The organism is Nitrosopumilus sp. S6 (genome assembly GCF_054515815.1).
In genome coordinates, this window is the sequence record NZ_JBTNRI010000016.1 from 1 (window position 1) to 16,315 (window position 16,315).

Below are 16,315 nucleotides of genomic sequence, written 5' to 3' on the forward strand. Positions count from 1 at the left end.
TCTTGCCTTTTGATTTGTTTTGATTAGGGTTCTTGCCTTTTGATTGTTGTTTTTTCTTTGGTTCTTCGTTTGAGAATTTTTGGTATAATTTGAAAGCTTGATCAACATTTGCATTTTGGTGAATGATTGCTCTTGTTGCCTTAATCATAGCAACAGGATGTTCAGATTGCCAGATGTTTCGACCCATATCAACACCAACAGCTCCTGCCTTTACAGCATTGTAAGTTAGTTGTAATGCATCACGTTCTGGAATTTTCTTTCCGCCTGCAACAATAATTGGTACAGGGCAGGATTCAACAACTTTTTCAAAGTTTTCACAATAGTATGTTTTAACAATATGTGCGCCTTGTTCAGCTGCCATTCTACATGCCAAGGAAAGATATCTTGCATCTTTTCCTAATTCTTTTCCAACTGCAGTTACAGCCAAGACAGGGATTCCGTACTGCTCTGCTTCACTGACTAATTTTCCAAGATTCACAACTGTTTGATATTCATATTTTGAGCCTACAAAGATAGACATTGCAAGAGCACTAGCGTTTAGTCTAATTGCATCTTGAATAGATACCGTGATATCTTCTTGAGATAAATCATCACCAATAATACTAGAACCACCAGATACACGAAGTACCATAGGAGTATCAGTTTCTGCAGAAACAGATGTTCTCTGAACACCTCGAGTTAACATCAATGAATCACAATGTTTCAACAATGGCGCAATTACCTTTTTTGGGTTTTCTAATTTTTCGGTAGGTCCAAGAAAATATCCATGATCAACTGCTAACATAAGTGCGCGATTATTATGTGGTTTAATTATTCTAGAGAGTCTGTTTTTTAATCCCCAATCCATATTTCATCGAATTTGAAATGCCTTTCTTAAGCCTTTCTCATTTTGTAATAATTATTTTCATTGCATTTTCACCACTACGTGCATGATCAAATGCTTTCTGAGTATCATCAATTGGATAAGTATGTGTGATTAACTGTTTGACATCAATTTGAGAGGATTCAATTAGATTCAATGCTTCTTTGGTATCATTATCAGATGCAGCATAGCTTGTTACAAGAGTGATTTCTTTTGAATAGATTTTACTCATGTCTAAATCCATTTTTGCACCTTTTGAAGGAACACCAAACATCATTACAGAACCTCCTTTTCTAACCATATCGATTGCGTCATCAAGAGCTTTGAGACTACTAGTTGCAACAATAGCAACATCTACTCCTCTATTATCAGTATGATCTAGAATTTTTTGTTTCCTAGTTTCATCAGTAGAGTTGATAGATTCTGTAATATTGAATTTTTTTGCAAAATCTAATCTAAAATCATTAACATCAAAACAGAAAATTTTTGAGAATTTTTTTGCTTGGGCAAGCATCACATGCATCATTCCAGTAGGTCCAACCCCAAATATGGCAGCACTATCTCCTTCATGGTAATTATATTTCGTCCAAGCCCGAACACAACATGCAAGTGGTTCAATCATTGCAGCTTCTTCAAAACTCAGCGAGTCAGATATTTTCAATACTCCTCCATGAGATACATTCCATGCAGGAACTACATATTGTTCAGACAAACCACAAGGAGACAGATTAGTTTCATAGTATTTTTTACACATTGTTTCATTTCCATGATTGCAGAAATGACAATCATAACAAGGAACATGATGATGAGTAAATACCCTATCACCTTTTTTGAATTCAGTTACATTAGAACCAACATCTAAAACCACACCTGCAGGTTCATGACCTAAGCGCATAGATGGTTGTCCATATTGTCCAAATACTTTTTCCAAATCAGAACCACAAATTCCACATGCATGCATCTGAACTAAAATATCACCAGATTCCAAAGAAGGGTTTTCTGTTTCACTTATAGAAATTATAGAAGGTTCCTTAACAGACGCGGTTTTCATGATTGGTCATTAGAAAATTGAGTATAAGTAGATTAAATTAAACACCAAGAATCTTCTTTAGCATTACTCTATAGTCAACTTCAGTTTTTTCGCTTCCTGCTGCAGGTAATGCAAATACCAAAGTAGATTTTTCAGCTCTTAATGCAGTTAACTCATCATTGATAGATTCAGTGATATCATCACTAACTAGAACCAGTCCGACATCAGAATCATCAGTTAGTTTCTTAATATCTTCTAAAGCCTTTTGAGGAGATTCAGAAATGATACCTGGAACACCTGCTAACTGAAAGCTTGTTACAAATGATTTGCTTCCTACAGTGAATATTTTCACAAATTCAATTTTTGTTCATTCTAATTTAACCCTTTTTGGAAGAGAGTAGATCAGGAAAGGTTGATTTAGTTTAAAAAATTAGTAATTTTATGACAGAAATTGACACACAGAAGGATTTTTTTCTTTTCTTGCATGGAAAAATGGATCTCAAACAAAAAGCAACTGATGTTTTAATTGCAAAAGGATGTTCTGAAGCAAATATCACTATGGCAGCACCAACAAAAGTTGGTAATGTAGGAGATTACATGGTTCAGTTATGGCCACCAGGACCAGCACCAAATCAAATCAAGATTCAACAAATAACTAAAGTTGAAGAGGTAGAACCTGAAGGTATGATTGGATTGTGGAAAGGTGTTTCAAAAGAAGATGTTGAATCCATTCCATTAGAATAAGATTAACTAAATCCAGCACCAAAATCGGAACCTTTGTCTAAAAGGTCACCAGAATCTGAACTTTTTAATTTTCTAAATAATAATGTCTCATAAACAAGCTTCATTGCATCTTCATCATTTAGATTACAATCTTCTTTAATTTGGTTTTTGTATTTTTCTAATTTTACAGGGTCTTGTTCATCAGGAGAAACACCATCATGAACCATAAGATTTGCAATTTTTTCAATTTCAGAATTTTGTTGTTCATCATCCATATTTCTCAATAAATTTTCTAGTTATTAATACATTCGAATAAAAAATCATTACAAATCTGAAAGCAACCCTGAAAGAAAATCAGAAAATTCATCATCAGAAAAAATAATTTTTTCAACTTTGTTTTGATTTTGAGCAAATTTTACGGAATCTAAATGATAACAAGTTTCTTTTCCATTTAATTTTCCAAAATAAAATCCAGGACAAGAACAATAAAGACCAGATGGATCAACCCAATGTTCCTCACCTTTGCCAACAACAGTCCAGATTTTTCTTTGACTAGGCTCAAAAACATGTAATTTGACTCGTTTTTCTGAAACTAGAGATTCAATTCTATCTGGATCTTTGTTCACAAGAATTTAATCAGATATCTGCAGTATAACTTTGATGTTACAAACTAGGATCATGCCATCAAAACCTGCATTAGTTTTGGAAGGAGAGAAGAAACATCTAGTTGTAACAGATCTTCACATAGGATTTGAGAGCAGTATGGCATCAAATGAAATTTTCATTGGAAAAAATTCCACAATAAATGAAACAATTCAAGAAATATCTCAAATGATTGAAGTAGAGAAACCTGATTCAATAATTTTACTGGGAGATGTAAAATCAAGTGTCAAAAGCATTTCAAACAGCGAATGGGACGAGATTCCAATGTTTTTTGAGAAAATTAGTGAAAAATGTGAAGTGATTTTAGTTCCAGGAAACCATGATGCAAATATTTCAAGACTCGTTCCCCAAAACATTACAATGATTAGCTCAACTGGAATTGTTGAAGAAGATACATTATTGACTCACGGACATACAATGCCATCAGAAAATTTTTCGCATGTAGATAAGATCATCATGGGACATGTTCATCCAGTGTTTTTTCAAGAAGATTCTGTGATAAACGGACAAAGAGTTTGGGTTTCAATGAAAATTGAAAAAGAAAGAATTTTTCCAAATAAATCAGGAGAATTAGAAATTACTATAATTCCTTCATTTAACAAATATTTTTACGCAACTCATAGAAGAAAATACAAAAAATCAATTTCTCCAATAATTGACAGAATAAAATCAGTTGCAAAAGCAAGAATTGTTACATTAGATGGAACAATTATTGGAAATGAATCAATTATTGATCAGGTTTTGTAATAATTATTCATAGATATCATATGGTTCAATAGGATTTTTTGTGGTTTCATTATGCTGTAACCATTCAAGTGTTTTAACGAAAGAGTCTGCCAATTCAATGGTAGTAAGCACAGGAATTCCTAACTCCAAAGCCTTTCTTCTTATTTGATATTCATCATCAAGCATTCCAACATATTTTTCCAAAGACAATGTACTTGGAATGTTTATGATAAAGTCAATCTTTTTCTCATAAAGTAGATCAGAGATGTTTGGTTTTCGTTCTGGTTCTGAAATCTTGTGTACAATTTCAACATCGCCAACTTTTTCTTCAAAGAATTCTGCAGTATGTTCTGTTGCCAAAATTTTGAATCCTAATTGTTTGAGCTTGGCAATACTTGGCAAAAGTTTTTCTTTATTTGTAGCACCACCAACTGTTACAAGTGCAGTTCCCTTATCAGGAAGATTATATCCAACCGAAGTCAAACCCTTGGATAGTGCATCATAGAAGCTATCACCAAAACATGCGGCTTCACCAGTAGATTGCATCTCAACTCCTAATGCAATATCAGCACCATCTAATTGCATGAATGAGAATTGGGGAACTTTGATTCCATAATTGTGAATCTTTTGCCATTTATTTTCAGGGATTTTAGGAAGGGGCTTATCCAAAATAGCCTTAGATGCAAGGGAAATCAGATTGGTTTTTACCAATTTTGAAACAAACGGCATAGAACGAGACGCACGAATGTTAAGCTCAATGACATAAACATGATCATCGTGTATTAGGAATTGTAAATTGAAAGGACCTTTGACATTAAATGTTAATGCTATTTTTTTAGTATAATCATTGATTGTTTCAATAATTTTATTATTTAATCTCCAAGGAGGAATGCACATCATTGCATCACCAGAATGAACACCAGCTGAATCAATGTGTTCAACTATTGCACCAATTACAACTTCTTTTCCATTACTTATTCCATCAACATCGACTTCAAGTGAATTTAGCATGAATTTTGATATTACAACTGGGTGATCAGGAGAAACATCTGTTGCTTCTTTGACATATGTTTTTAGTTCATCTTGAGACCAAACAACTTTCATGGCAGCTCCAGACAAGACGTATGAAGGTCTAACAATTACAGGGAAGCCAACTTCTTGTGCAAAGTTCTTTGCTTCATTAAGATTTGAAAATGCTTGCCACTTTGGTTGCTGTATGTGTAGTTTATCAAGTTCAGCACTGAATTTGGAGCGGTCTTCAGCCCTATCAACATCTATTGCACTTGTTCCCATAATGTTGACTCCACGTTGTGCAAGACCAGGAGTCAAATTGTTTGCAGTTTGTCCACCAACACAAGTAATTACACCTTTAGGATTTTCAAAGTCCGTAATGTCAAGAATTCTCTCTTGAGTTAATTCTTCAAAGTATAATCTTGTACAAATATCATAGTCTGTTGAAACAGTTTCAGGATTACAATTAACTACTGAAACATTTTTCTCACCATTTTCTTGAAGACCCCATACCATGTTGACAGTTCCCCAATCAAACTCCACACTACTTCCAATTCTATACGGACCAGCACCAACAACGATTATTCCTTTCTCATCTGAAGGTACATCAATATCATTAGAATGTCCACCATAGGTAAGATAGAGATAATTTGTAACAGCGGGCCATTCTGCAGCTAAGGTGTCAATTTGTTTGACTGAAGGAATTACGCCTAATTTTTTGCGTATTTCACGTATTTCATCAGGAGTTTTGTCCTTAACTCGTGCAATCTGCTTGTCTGAAAAGCCCATTTTTTTGGCACTCCACATCATAGATTTATCAAGTTCTGATTCTTTGAGTTTGGATTCAGTATTTACAATATTTTGAATTTTTTCTATAAACCAAGGATCAATTGCAGATAGTTTGTAGATTCTATCAACAGATATTCCCATCTTTAATGCTATTGCAACATTATACAATATTTCATCATCATGATGTGAAAGTTTGTATTCAATTTCTTCTTCAGTATATTTTTGATCATTTGCACGATTTAAAACAAGTCCATCATTTCCAATATCAAGCATTCTGATTGCTTTTTGTAAAGATTCTTCAAAGGTTCTACCAACTGCCATTACTTCTCCAACAGACTTCATAGTAACCCCAAGTTTACGATTTACAAGTTCAAATTTTGAAAAGTCCCATCTTGGATGTTTGCATACAACATAATCAAGAGATGGTTCAAAACATGCAGTAGTACTTTTTGTAATTCTGTTTACTAGCTCAGATAAATTATAACCCAAACCAATTTTTGCAGACATGTACGCAAGTGGGTATCCAGTTGCTTTACTAGCAAGAGCAGATGAACGTGAAAGGCGTGGATTAATTTCAATTGCAACATATCTATCAGAATCTGCATCTAATGCATATTGAATATTACATTCACCAACAATACCAACATGTTTTGTTGCACGTAATGCTGCTGAACGCAACATGTGATATTCATGATTATCAATTGTTTGAGAGGGGGCAACTACAATGTTATCACCAGTGTGAACTTTCATAGAAAGAACATTTTCCATGTTACATACAATTACATTATTGCCATCATAATCTTGCATGACTTCATATTCGATTTGTTTCCAATGACCAATGTATTCTTCAATTAGAACCTGACCCACAAGACTTGCCTTTAGACCTCGTTCAACAATTTCATGTAATTCAATTTCATTGTGAGCAATACCACCACCACGTCCACCAAGAGTATAGGCCACACGTATGATTACAGGATAGGTTAATTCTTCAGCTGCCTTCTTTGCATCATCAAAGTTTGTCACAGTCTTACTTTTGAGTACAGGAACTCCACATTCATTCATTTGATCCTTGAAAAGCTGCCTATCTTCGGTATTTTTGATACCTTGTACCTGAGTTCCAAGTACACTGACCCCATACTTTTGTAGAATCCCAGCCTCTTCAAGTTTTACACCACAATTCAGAGCAGTCTGACCACCATATGCCAACATGATTCCATCAGGTCTTTCTTTTTCTACAATAGATTCAACATATTTTGGAGTCACAGGCAAAAGATAGACTTGATCTGCAAATCTTGTATCTGTTTGAATTGTTGCAATATTTGGATTGATTAGAACACTTTTGATTCCATCTTCTTGAATTGCTTTTAGACATTGACTTCCAGAATAATCAAATTCTCCTGCTTCACCAATTTTAATTGCTCCACTTCCCAGCACAAGAATTTTCTTTAGAGATTCATTTTTTGGCAATTTTTATTTCTCCATTAATTTTTTAAGTTCTTCAAAGACGTATTTGCAATCAAAAGGGCCGGGTGCAGCTTCAGGATGGAATTGTACTGCAATACAATTTTGTGTTTTGTGTTTTATTCCTTCAACTGTTTTATCATCTGCATTTGTAAACCATAACTTAAAATCAGATTTTTCCAGTGATTCAGGCGTTATTCCATAACCATGATTCTGACTGGTAACATAAACTTGGTTTGTTTCTAAATTGATACAAGGTTTGTTTTGTCCACGATGTCCATACTTTAGTTTGTAAGTTTCAGTATTTCCTGCAAGACCAATTATTTGAGCACCTAAACAAATTCCTAATGTTGGTACATTATTTTCAATTAGTTTTTTTGCAGTATCAACAGTTGCAGGACAGTTTTGGGGGTCACCAGGTCCACTACTTAACACCACACCTTTTGGATTATGAGACATTACTTTCTCATAAGGAGTATCCCATGGAACAACAATTGCTTTGTATCCTAATTCTCGTACATTTCTTACAATAGCATTTTTTGCACCAGTGTCAATTACTACAACTGATTCAGAATCATTTCCATAGATTTTTTCTTCCCTAGTTGAAACTGAATCCATAAATTTTTCAGAATTATAATCAGTGGCCTCTGCCAGTTCTTTTTTAATTTTTTCAACATCAATTTCTTCATCAGATACAACAAGGGCAGCCATCATGACACCACTACTTCGGAGTTTCTTAGTTACAGCACGAGTGTCAATGCCAGAAATTCCAGGCACCTTTTCATTATACATCCACTCATCCAGAGTCATTTTGAGATTCCAATGACTTGCAGTCAGGGATAGTTCATGAACCACCAGTCCACGGATTTGCATAACATCAGATTCAAAGAATTTTGGTATGCCATCCTCATCTTTAATTTCGGGATCGGGGACACCATAATTTCCAACAAGAGGATAGGTCAAGGTTAGAATTTGACCATTGTAAGAAGGATCGGTTAGGGCTTCAGTATAACCAACCATGCCAGTGTTAAAGACAATTTCACCAAAAACAGTCGTTGAATAACCAAACCCTTGACCTTCAAAAACGGTTCCATCATCAAAGATCAGCTTTCCATGCTTGTTTGCGTGGATTGATTTCTTTGTAGTTATTGTGACCCTCGTAAAGTCCGCAAGAAAGTGAATTTAAGTTTTGTGAGTATTAGAAATAATAATTTTTGATCGCAAGAATTTTGATTATAGTGCTTGGAACTCTTCGCTCCATTTGTGATATGCACGAATCATTTCAGTTGAAACACTTGGTTTTCTTCTTTCCATGATATTTTTGAAATCAGATGTATTCAGTTCTCTTGGTTGCACTGGTTCTTCACCTTCGATTGGTTCATGGTAATCAGGAGCATTGAAAATTTCATGGACTGTTTTAATCTGAGCAGCCTGGCAGACATCCTTGATATCACTGGCACTGTATCCATCAAACATTTTTGCTAATTCAGTAGGATTGACTCTATAATCTTTGTTTAGTTTAGCAGTATATTGTTCAAAGAGGTTTTTTCTTGCTTCCAAGGTAGGTAATGATACATAGATTCTCTTTTGGAATCTTCTAAGGAAAGGCCAATCAAGACTCCATGGTTTGTTTGTGGCACCAATTACATACATCATCAAATCTTTTCCTTTACCATTAACACCATCCATTTCAGTTAAGAATTGATTCTTTGTTCTAACCTCTCCACCAACCTCACTGTTTCTAGAGCCTAATAGAGAATCAACTTCATCTACAAACAAAATTACTGGTTTGCCTTCTTTTTCAGCATGACTTCTCGCCATTGCAAATAATTTTGAAACATTTTTTTCTGCCTCACCTAACCATTTGCTCATCATTGATGAGGCATCTACATTGATAAAGTAACCATCCATTTCATTTGCAGTTGCAGCTGCTAACATTGTTTTACCAGTTCCAGGTGGGCCATAAAGTAACATTCCTTTAGGCCATCCAAGGGGGAACAAATCAGGTCTTTTAGTTGGATATACAATAGATTCACGTAATGCACTCTTTGCATCATCTAAACCAATCACTTGGTCCCAAGTTACATCTGGTTTTTCTTTCATGATAAGGTCTTCAAAGTCATTTTCTGCTTCTTGTCTTTGAACAGATTTCTTTTGTTCCTCTGGAGAGGCTTTAGGATCAACTGCAGGTTCTACACCATGTGCCTGTTGTAATGCATTGATTCTATTATGATAAGAGTTACATCTCTCTTTGTAAATAGGGTTTAATTTACTGGTAGGGTATAGTTGTAGTAATTTTACCAGAGCATCAATTGCTTGCTGATAGTATGTGATTGCTTGGCCACGTGCACCTTGAGAATCAAATTTGATTGCCTCAGAAGCATATTTGCTAGCAGTATTTTCTAGTTCTTGGGGGGCCAAACTCATTTCAAATTACCTACGCAGTACTCTCTTGAGAATTTTGTTGGTATTCTACGGTGTTAATCTCTGTAGCAAAATTGGTTAAATTAATTGCACTTGTTTCATACTCATTATAATCAGGTCCATCATGATATTTCTTCTTAAAATCAGATTTCTCTGAAATATCCACATGAATTCCTTTTACCTTACTAATAGAATCTTCAGCAGACATTATCAGTTCAGATATTTCATCATCCAAATCCCCAATAGAACCAGCTGCCTCTGAAATTACAGACACAAAATATTTGAGAATTGAACGCATTTCTTTTTTGTCAGCATGTTTGACTAACATAAAATCTGCAATTCCAACAATCTTATCCAAATCTTGTAATTCCTCTAAAGTTAATTTTTCAATATTTTTATCATCAGAGGATTTTACCTCAGAAATTTTCTTGTCAAGTTTTGATGAAAGTGATTTTATACGTTCAAGATCCTTTGAAAAATCACGTTTAGAGTTTAGCATATTCAAGTATTGCATAATTTAAAAAAATCAACATTAGGATACTGCTTACTTATTTTAGAGTCCACCATCAATTTTACTTCATCAAGTAGAGTTGAAGATTCAATATTTGACTGACTAAAATCAAAACTAGCATGAGTAAGTGCTGCAGAATCAAGTACAATACTACCTAAATGAACAGAAAGTTCTGATAGTTTTTGACTGCAATCAGGAACTAGTTCATAGAGTTGAGCACTAATTGTTCTAATCAAAGGAATAGAAGAAGGTAAAACTTGAGGAATGGATTGGATATTTGTAATGCTTTTAGTTTTACTTTTTGTCAAAGTTAAAACCTCAAGAGAAAATGCCATAATTCGTTCAAGTTCTATTGCTTGAAGATGAGTTTTGTCTGCACCATCAAAATCATAAACTAAATCCTTGTTAGATTGTTTCAAATCATCTCTTTTTTGAGATATGATACCTACAATCTCATCAAGTAGAGAAACAGAATATTCCAATCTAGGAGTCAAAGTGACAGAGTGAGCAATATTCTCATTGTCAATTTCTATACATTTAGCCGACATGAGATATTTTATCGAGATTTTGTATTTGAGGACGATGTCACGATTAATTTAGTAACCACAGTGACACATAACTGCAGATACAATTTTGATTTTTTTTGAGTATTTGTGTAAAGGAATTTAGCTCTCAATTTTACCTAATAACAAATCAATCATAATCATGGTCAATGAGCACGCATTAACAGTTAGTCTTGAGGAGTTTGGCCTAAGCAAATACGAAGCGCAAGCATATGTTGCATTAATTGCCAAAGGTACAATTTCAGCAGGAGAATTGGCATATTACTCAGAAATTCCAAGAACCAAAATTTACCCAACTTTACTAAAACTTGAAAATAAAAAACTCGCAATAATTTCAAAAAGTAAACCAATAATGTGTACTGCCATTGCACCAGAGGACGCATTTGATGGAATTATTCATGAGCAAATTAACAAAGTAAATGCAATGAACTCACTAGTATCTAATCTCAAAAAAGCAAGTGAGGAAAGTAGAAAATCAAGAGGTTCAGAAGAAAAAAGATATTTCCATATTAGTGCAAACAATGTTCTATCACAACTTCAAACCATGATTGATGGAAGTAAATCTTCAATGAAGATAATGGTAGATCAATGGGGTTTGGGTTTACTAGGAGAATGCAAAGAACAGTTGGTATCAGTATTGCGTAGGAATCTAGATGTGAAAGTTCTAGTATCACCAACACAAATTTGTTCAGAAGATTACAGGTCAATACCAGAGGGAGTAGAAATTAGAGCATCAGACATTACACAAAATTGCTTTATTTTTGATGAGGCAGAATTACTAATGGTAAATAATGAAAATGGAAAAGGAGCAATCTTTTCATCAACTGATATTTTAGGTGCAAACCAAGAGAAATTATTCTCACATATTTGGAAAAATGCAATAAAAACAAAGGCGCTTGCAGATATGACAAAAGCAGAAGCACAGGAGATTTACAAAATCATAAAAACAATTAACGAGATAGGTTTGACACACATACTAAATTCCACAATGTTTTCAAAAAAGCCAGAATTTGACTTGTTTAAATTATTAGAAAAAAATGGAGTTTCGTTAAAATCAAAATCACTAGATGATATAATTGAGATAATGGATGCAATATTGCAAATCACATGTTCAGGACATGTAAACTTTGAAGCAAACACAAAAAACATTACAGTAGAATCAAAGCTAAATAGTGGTCATTCTCTTCCATGGGTTTCAATTTTAGATGGTTGTCTCCAAAAACAAGGTTACAAAACTAGAACAGTGTTCCAAAACAACTCAAGCAAGGGCGAAAAAGTCCACATCAAAATAAGTAAAAACTAAAATCAGACAAAAATTACGCAACAATCGTCTTGTCTGAAGAAAAACTCAAAGAATTAGGAATAGAACTCCCAAAAGCCCCAGTACCTGCAGGAAACTACATCCCAGCAGTAAAAACAGGAAATTTACTTTTTATTTCAGGACAGATTCCACTTGAAAATGGAAAAGTAGCATACACTGGAAAAGTTTCAGATGAGAATATAGAAACTGCTCAAAAATCAGCAAAAAGTTGTGCAATAAACATTCTAGCACAAATCAAAAGAGAGGCGGGTAGTTTGGACAAAGTTTCAAAGATTGTCAAACTATCAGGGTTTGTTAATTCAGTTCCAGAATTCACACAGCATCCAAAAGTCATCAATGCAGCATCAGATTTGATGTTTGAAGTATTTGGAGAGAAAGGAAAACATGCAAGAATAGCATTAGGAGCAGGAAGTTTACCACTTGATTCAATGACAGAAATTGATGCAATTGTTGAACTATCAGAGTAGAATTCATGTTAGATGTTTAGGTAGTTCTTATATGAAATGAAAATGGTGAAAATCTAAGGATATTAGATGACATTAAAAAATTATATTCTTAAAAATTTGTGGCTTCAAGTTGTAATCTCTTTGCTACTTGGATTAGGAGTAGGATTGATTTTAGGAGACGATGTGGGTATTGGCCTAGAGGATGATACTTTGGATTCTCTTTCATCATATCTGAAAATTCCTGCTAACATATTTTTGAGTGTAATTTTGATGATCATTGTTCCATTAATTTTTGCATCAATTGTAGTAGCTATTACCAATCTAGGAGCAAAAGAAAAAATGAAGACTCTAGGATTAGGGATTGGAGTTTATTTTGTAATTACTACAACAATTGCAATACTTGTAGCTGTACTTCTTGCATCCATTATTGCACCAGGGAGTATTCTTGATCTTACTTCACTACAAGAAGCACACGATATTTCAGAAGATGACCTAAAAGTTACAGAGGGTTTTTCGTTAGAAGATATTCCAAATGCAGTATCCAACATAATTCCAAGAAACCCAATTTCTTCATATTTGGAAGGACAGATGTTTAGTATCTTGGTAATGGCAGTTATTGTGGGACTGTCAATGGCAGTTCTACCAAAAGAATCAACTAAACCATTATTAGATTTACTAGAATCAATTCAAAAAATCACATTACATATTTTGTTAATTTCCATGAAGATTGTACCGTTTGCAGTTTTTGGTTTGATTATAGGAATGGTTGCAACAGTTGGCATAGAAACAATGATCGGATTAGGAGTATACATGGGTACAGTCATCCTAGGTCTTGGAATTATGTTATTGGTATACACAGTAATCCTAAAGGTTGTAGCAAAAAGATCCATATCATCTACATTTTCAAAATTTCGCAACCCACAGACTTTGGCTTTTTCGACAGCAAGTTCAATGGCTACAATGCCAGTTACACTAAAGACTGCAGAAGAAGATCTGAAAATAGATACTAGAGTTTCAAAATTTGTAATTCCATTAGGAACTACTGTAAATATGGACGGTACAGCATTGTATCAAGTAATAGCAGTTTTCTTTTTGGCACAACTTTTTGCAATCGAGTTGAGTATGATATCAATTCTAGTAATAATCATAACATCGCTTTTAGCTTCCATTGGAACCCCTGCAGTACCAGGAGCAGGGGTGATTGTATTGTCCACCATATTGGTAACAGTTGGTATTCCTCCAGTTGGAATCTTGTTATTACTTTCAGTAGATAGGATTTTGGATATGATTAGAACAATGGTAAATGTCACAGGAGATCTTACTGCATCTTGTGTATTTGATGAAATAACACGATATAAGAATTAAGAATTTGGAAATTTTCTTAAATAGATTTTCAAAGAATTGATTTTATGGTTCAGATGTGTAAAGGATTGTGTGAGCGGTTAAAATCAACCTCATTTACAAATAATCTTCGTTACAAAATAGGACAAAAGTGGTGTTCATTATGTGCAATATTTTTCCTTACAGAAGAAAATACATGTCCATGTTGTAAAACAAGATTAAGATCAAAAGCTAGAAGTAAAAAATATGATTTGCCAAGAATGTAACCATGAAAAAGGAAAGTGTCAATGCTTTTGTTGTTGCTCAATTAAAGAGATAGGATGTCCATATTGTATCCCTCCAGTTTTAGCATATAGACAAGTAAAGAAGATTATCAGAAAACTCAAAAATACATCCAAATAATTCTAAAATTGAGGCTAAAATGAAATACTTGGAAGAGATAGAATCTGAGAAATACATCTCAGTTGAAACATATAGAAAAAATGGGGACCCAGTAAGGACTCCAGTTTGGTTTACAATAAAAAATAATCAGATTTTTGTAGTAACCAGAGACCAAACAGGAAAAGTAAAACGCCTCAAAAACAACACACAAGTAAAAATTGCAACATGTACAATTAAAGGAAAAATCAAAGGAAAATGGATTTCAGGGACTGCAGAAATTTTAGATGATGAGAAAACAAAAGATGCAGTAAAAAGAAGAGACAAAAAATATGGATTCTTTTCTAAGATGGCAAGATTTCTCACTAAAAGTAAAGGTGAACTTGTGGCATTTTCAATTAAGATTAAATGAGTTTTGCAATTTTTGTTCTTTCTTTAGTTTTAATGCAGTTAATCCAGCAAATCCAAAAATGATTATCAAACCAACATAGGCCAATACTTGACTATATTCAATAAGTACTGCAGTTACTCCAGTTCCAACAACACTTGGAAGTAAAGATAATGCATAGAGCCACCAACCACAGCAACCAAGGGGAACTAGAGAGAAGAAAGAAAAGAAAGAGGTTGCGGCAGTACTTCCAGAATTTCCACCAAATGCTTTTCTCTTAATATCAAGTTTGCATCCAAGAAGTTTACTTTTTTCAGACAAAAACACTTGCAAACCAATACCAATTCCCATACCAATTATTACAATAGAGTTTAGTTGAAATGCAGCACTAATTGCAGCATATGGTTCTAATGCAGGAGTAGTTACAACAACTACTGCCAAATAGATTACAACTGTAATGATTCCAACAATTGTTGCCTTTTGGATAGGTCTCATTACATATCACCATAAACTAGAGTATTAGGATGAAACGCAACCCATTCAAACCAAAATCCAGGCTCAATTGGCAGTCTTTCAAGCTGTTTTCCCTTATATGGACCAGATATTGCCAATCCATCATAATTCCATTCAGAGTTTGATTGGATATCGATTATTTTGCCATCAGAATATTGAAAATCTAAAACTTTGTCATCAATGATTCTTTCAAATGCACGAGAGTTTTCAGAATACAATGAAACTAACATAACAGGAATTGTGCCAATAAAATCATTAATTATAATTTCTGATTCAATGTCACTTTGTTTGAATGCTTTTGAAACATCATCTTGATTAAATCCAATGATTATCTCTTTTGGATGCATTCTATCATCACTGTGTTCTACAGGAAACATTATTCGAGGTTCGGTGTAATAATTTCCATAAGGATCAGTCGCATAAGATCTTAAATGACCAGTATCAGTAGTTAACACCAAAGTATTCGGATGAAGTTGTTTCCAATCACCCCAAGTAATTACATCAAAAGGAACTAGATTAAGTTGGTAACCAGCCAGTTCTCCTTTTACTGCAATACCAAGTGCTTGACTCCAATAAGATTCAGTCAATCTATCATACATCAACAAATTACTATTGTATAATTTTCCAGAAGTACCAAACTCTACTTCTTGGCCATCGATGATTCTTTCAAAGACTTGATTAGTATAACACAGTGGACAATAAGTTACAGATACAGGAACTCCACCTATTTTGTCATTTATAATCTCATGCCAAACTAAAATGAATAATGGATATGCTTTTGCTTCTCCGTTAATTTCCAAACCAATTACAGTATCAGAATCAGACATGAATTGAGAATCAGAAACATTGGCAAAAATTGGATTATCAATGGATGGAATTCCATCTTTTGGAGGTCCACCACCTTTGATTTTATCAAGAGGGATTAGGTGTTTTACACCATTAGTTTCCATCAGAGCTAATTCAGGATTCAAAATTTCAGAATTAGTCACATTTGGAATAATTTCAGTAGAATCATTTCCAAATGAAAATACCAAGACCCCAATCGCAATGGCAATCACCATAGCAGGAAATACAAATTTTAGATTCAATTTTGAATAAATTGTGTTTCTAAAATATTAAACAATTATTCCAACTTGGATTTGGATAAATCCTTTTAATAAAATTC

Annotated in this window: 19 protein-coding genes; 7 read left to right on the forward strand and 12 right to left on the reverse strand. The window is 33.9% G+C overall.

All coding sequences use genetic code 11. The annotated features are described in order from the left end of the window. The 3 genes from lsrF to ACX12B_RS08890 all read right to left on the reverse strand — a co-directional run. On the reverse strand, positions 1 to 847 hold an 847-nt coding region (lsrF, locus tag ACX12B_RS08880; RefSeq protein WP_459353655.1), incomplete at its 3' end, for a 3-hydroxy-5-phosphonooxypentane-2,4-dione thiolase. A gap of 37 nt (positions 848 to 884) precedes the next feature. Beyond that, positions 885 to 1,913 carry a zinc-dependent dehydrogenase gene (locus ACX12B_RS08885; RefSeq protein WP_459353656.1) on the reverse strand — a complete coding sequence of 343 codons (1,029 nt, stop codon included), beginning with the start codon at positions 1,911 to 1,913 and terminating at the stop codon, positions 885 to 887. A gap of 37 nt (positions 1,914 to 1,950) precedes the next feature. After that, positions 1,951 to 2,244 carry a V-type ATP synthase subunit F gene (locus ACX12B_RS08890; protein ID WP_459353657.1) on the reverse strand — a complete coding sequence of 98 codons (294 nt, stop codon included), beginning with the start codon at positions 2,242 to 2,244 and terminating at the stop codon, positions 1,951 to 1,953. Between the two features lie 89 nt (positions 2,245 to 2,333). Here ACX12B_RS08890 and ACX12B_RS08895 point away from each other — a divergent pair, with 89 nt between their 5' ends. Further along, positions 2,334 to 2,636, forward strand: a complete 303-nt coding sequence (locus ACX12B_RS08895; RefSeq protein ID WP_459353658.1) for a hypothetical protein — start codon at positions 2,334 to 2,336, stop codon at positions 2,634 to 2,636. A 2-nt stretch (positions 2,637 to 2,638) separates the two neighbouring features. Here the strand turns inward: ACX12B_RS08895 and ACX12B_RS08900 are convergent, their stop codons facing one another. Together ACX12B_RS08900 and ACX12B_RS08905 are read right to left on the reverse strand one after the other, a co-directional pair. After that, complete coding sequence (locus ACX12B_RS08900; RefSeq protein WP_459353659.1) at positions 2,639 to 2,890, reverse strand: hypothetical protein; 252 nt, start codon at positions 2,888 to 2,890, stop codon at positions 2,639 to 2,641. A 48-nt stretch (positions 2,891 to 2,938) separates the two neighbouring features. Further along, entirely contained in the window at positions 2,939 to 3,241 is a 303-nt protein-coding gene (locus ACX12B_RS08905) for a hypothetical protein (RefSeq protein WP_459353660.1), read from the reverse strand. 34 nt (positions 3,242 to 3,275) lie between these two features. Between ACX12B_RS08905 and ACX12B_RS08910 the strand changes: the two genes are divergently transcribed. Further along, positions 3,276 to 4,025 (forward strand): metallophosphoesterase, encoded by a 750-nt coding sequence (locus tag ACX12B_RS08910; RefSeq protein ID WP_459353661.1) that lies wholly within the window; start codon positions 3,276 to 3,278, stop codon positions 4,023 to 4,025. A 3-nt stretch (positions 4,026 to 4,028) separates the two neighbouring features. On the opposite strand, the gene carB is transcribed toward ACX12B_RS08910, so the two are convergent. From carB to ACX12B_RS08935, 5 genes are all read right to left on the reverse strand, one after another. Continuing rightward, a complete protein-coding gene (carB, locus tag ACX12B_RS08915) occupies positions 4,029 to 7,271 on the reverse strand; it encodes a carbamoyl-phosphate synthase (glutamine-hydrolyzing) large subunit (RefSeq protein ID WP_459353662.1) in 3,243 nt (1,080 codons plus the stop codon). A 3-nt stretch (positions 7,272 to 7,274) separates the two neighbouring features. Then, complete coding sequence (gene carA / locus ACX12B_RS08920; protein ID WP_459353692.1) at positions 7,275 to 8,396, reverse strand: glutamine-hydrolyzing carbamoyl-phosphate synthase small subunit; 1,122 nt, start codon at positions 8,394 to 8,396, stop codon at positions 7,275 to 7,277. Positions 8,397 to 8,498: 102 nt separating this feature from the next. Then, positions 8,499 to 9,692, reverse strand: a complete 1,194-nt coding sequence (locus tag ACX12B_RS08925; RefSeq protein ID WP_459353663.1) for an AAA family ATPase — start codon at positions 9,690 to 9,692, stop codon at positions 8,499 to 8,501. 10 nt (positions 9,693 to 9,702) lie between these two features. Next, positions 9,703 to 10,203 carry a hypothetical protein gene (locus ACX12B_RS08930; protein ID WP_459353664.1) on the reverse strand — a complete coding sequence of 167 codons (501 nt, stop codon included), beginning with the start codon at positions 10,201 to 10,203 and terminating at the stop codon, positions 9,703 to 9,705. Further along, positions 10,191 to 10,748 carry a hypothetical protein gene (locus ACX12B_RS08935; protein ID WP_459353665.1) on the reverse strand — a complete coding sequence of 186 codons (558 nt, stop codon included), beginning with the start codon at positions 10,746 to 10,748 and terminating at the stop codon, positions 10,191 to 10,193. The genes ACX12B_RS08930 and ACX12B_RS08935 overlap by 13 nt, the downstream gene beginning before the upstream one ends. Before the next feature lie 157 nt (positions 10,749 to 10,905). Between ACX12B_RS08935 and ACX12B_RS08940 the strand changes: the two genes are divergently transcribed. From ACX12B_RS08940 to ACX12B_RS08960, 5 genes are all read left to right on the forward strand, one after another. Then, on the forward strand, positions 10,906 to 12,066 hold the full coding sequence (locus ACX12B_RS08940) for a TrmB family transcriptional regulator (RefSeq protein ID WP_459353666.1): 1,161 nt from the start codon (positions 10,906 to 10,908) through the stop codon (positions 12,064 to 12,066). Between the two features lie 29 nt (positions 12,067 to 12,095). After that, a complete protein-coding gene (locus ACX12B_RS08945) occupies positions 12,096 to 12,551 on the forward strand; it encodes a RidA family protein (protein ID WP_459353667.1) in 456 nt (151 codons plus the stop codon). A gap of 66 nt (positions 12,552 to 12,617) precedes the next feature. After that, the gene (locus ACX12B_RS08950; RefSeq protein WP_459353668.1) at positions 12,618 to 13,895 is read left to right on the forward strand and encodes a dicarboxylate/amino acid:cation symporter; all 1,278 of its coding nucleotides are present in this window, start codon (positions 12,618 to 12,620) and stop codon (positions 13,893 to 13,895) included. A 44-nt stretch (positions 13,896 to 13,939) separates the two neighbouring features. Further along, a complete protein-coding gene (locus ACX12B_RS08955; protein ID WP_459353669.1) occupies positions 13,940 to 14,137 on the forward strand; it encodes a hypothetical protein in 198 nt (65 codons plus the stop codon). A 155-nt stretch (positions 14,138 to 14,292) separates the two neighbouring features. Next, positions 14,293 to 14,661, forward strand: coding sequence for a PPOX class F420-dependent oxidoreductase (locus tag ACX12B_RS08960; RefSeq protein ID WP_459353670.1), 369 nt, complete (start codon positions 14,293 to 14,295; stop codon positions 14,659 to 14,661). Here the strand turns inward: ACX12B_RS08960 and ACX12B_RS08965 are convergent. Further along, on the reverse strand, positions 14,644 to 15,132 hold the full coding sequence (locus ACX12B_RS08965; RefSeq protein ID WP_459353671.1) for a hypothetical protein: 489 nt from the start codon (positions 15,130 to 15,132) through the stop codon (positions 14,644 to 14,646). The genes ACX12B_RS08960 and ACX12B_RS08965 overlap by 18 nt on opposite strands. Continuing rightward, positions 15,132 to 16,238 (reverse strand): DUF3179 domain-containing protein, encoded by a 1,107-nt coding sequence (locus ACX12B_RS08970; protein WP_459353672.1) that lies wholly within the window; start codon positions 16,236 to 16,238, stop codon positions 15,132 to 15,134. Before ACX12B_RS08970 ends, ACX12B_RS08965 begins: the two co-directional genes overlap by 1 nt. Positions 16,239 to 16,315 lie beyond the last annotated feature (77 nt).

What these genes read in the sequence shown, in the direction of transcription:
- ACX12B_RS08885 (WP_459353656.1), bottom strand. Translation starts at nt 1,913, where the DNA reads ATGAAAACCGCGTCTGTTAAGGAACCTTCTATAATTTCTATAAGTGAA.
- ACX12B_RS08895 (WP_459353658.1), top strand. Translation starts at nt 2,334, where the DNA reads ATGACAGAAATTGACACACAGAAGGATTTTTTTCTTTTCTTGCATGGA.
- ACX12B_RS08900 (WP_459353659.1), bottom strand. Translation starts at nt 2,890, where the DNA reads ATGGATGATGAACAACAAAATTCTGAAATTGAAAAAATTGCAAATCTT.
- ACX12B_RS08910 (WP_459353661.1), top strand. Translation starts at nt 3,276, where the DNA reads ATGTTACAAACTAGGATCATGCCATCAAAACCTGCATTAGTTTTGGAA.
- ACX12B_RS08925 (WP_459353663.1), bottom strand. Translation starts at nt 9,692, where the DNA reads ATGAGTTTGGCCCCCCAAGAACTAGAAAATACTGCTAGCAAATATGCT.
- ACX12B_RS08930 (WP_459353664.1), bottom strand. Translation starts at nt 10,203, where the DNA reads ATGCAATACTTGAATATGCTAAACTCTAAACGTGATTTTTCAAAGGAT.
- ACX12B_RS08935 (WP_459353665.1), bottom strand. Translation starts at nt 10,748, where the DNA reads ATGTCGGCTAAATGTATAGAAATTGACAATGAGAATATTGCTCACTCT.
- ACX12B_RS08940 (WP_459353666.1), top strand. Translation starts at nt 10,906, where the DNA reads ATGGTCAATGAGCACGCATTAACAGTTAGTCTTGAGGAGTTTGGCCTA.
- ACX12B_RS08950 (WP_459353668.1), top strand. Translation starts at nt 12,618, where the DNA reads ATGACATTAAAAAATTATATTCTTAAAAATTTGTGGCTTCAAGTTGTA.
- ACX12B_RS08955 (WP_459353669.1), top strand. Translation starts at nt 13,940, where the DNA reads ATGGTTCAGATGTGTAAAGGATTGTGTGAGCGGTTAAAATCAACCTCA.
- ACX12B_RS08960 (WP_459353670.1), top strand. Translation starts at nt 14,293, where the DNA reads ATGAAATACTTGGAAGAGATAGAATCTGAGAAATACATCTCAGTTGAA.
- ACX12B_RS08965 (WP_459353671.1), bottom strand. Translation starts at nt 15,132, where the DNA reads ATGAGACCTATCCAAAAGGCAACAATTGTTGGAATCATTACAGTTGTA.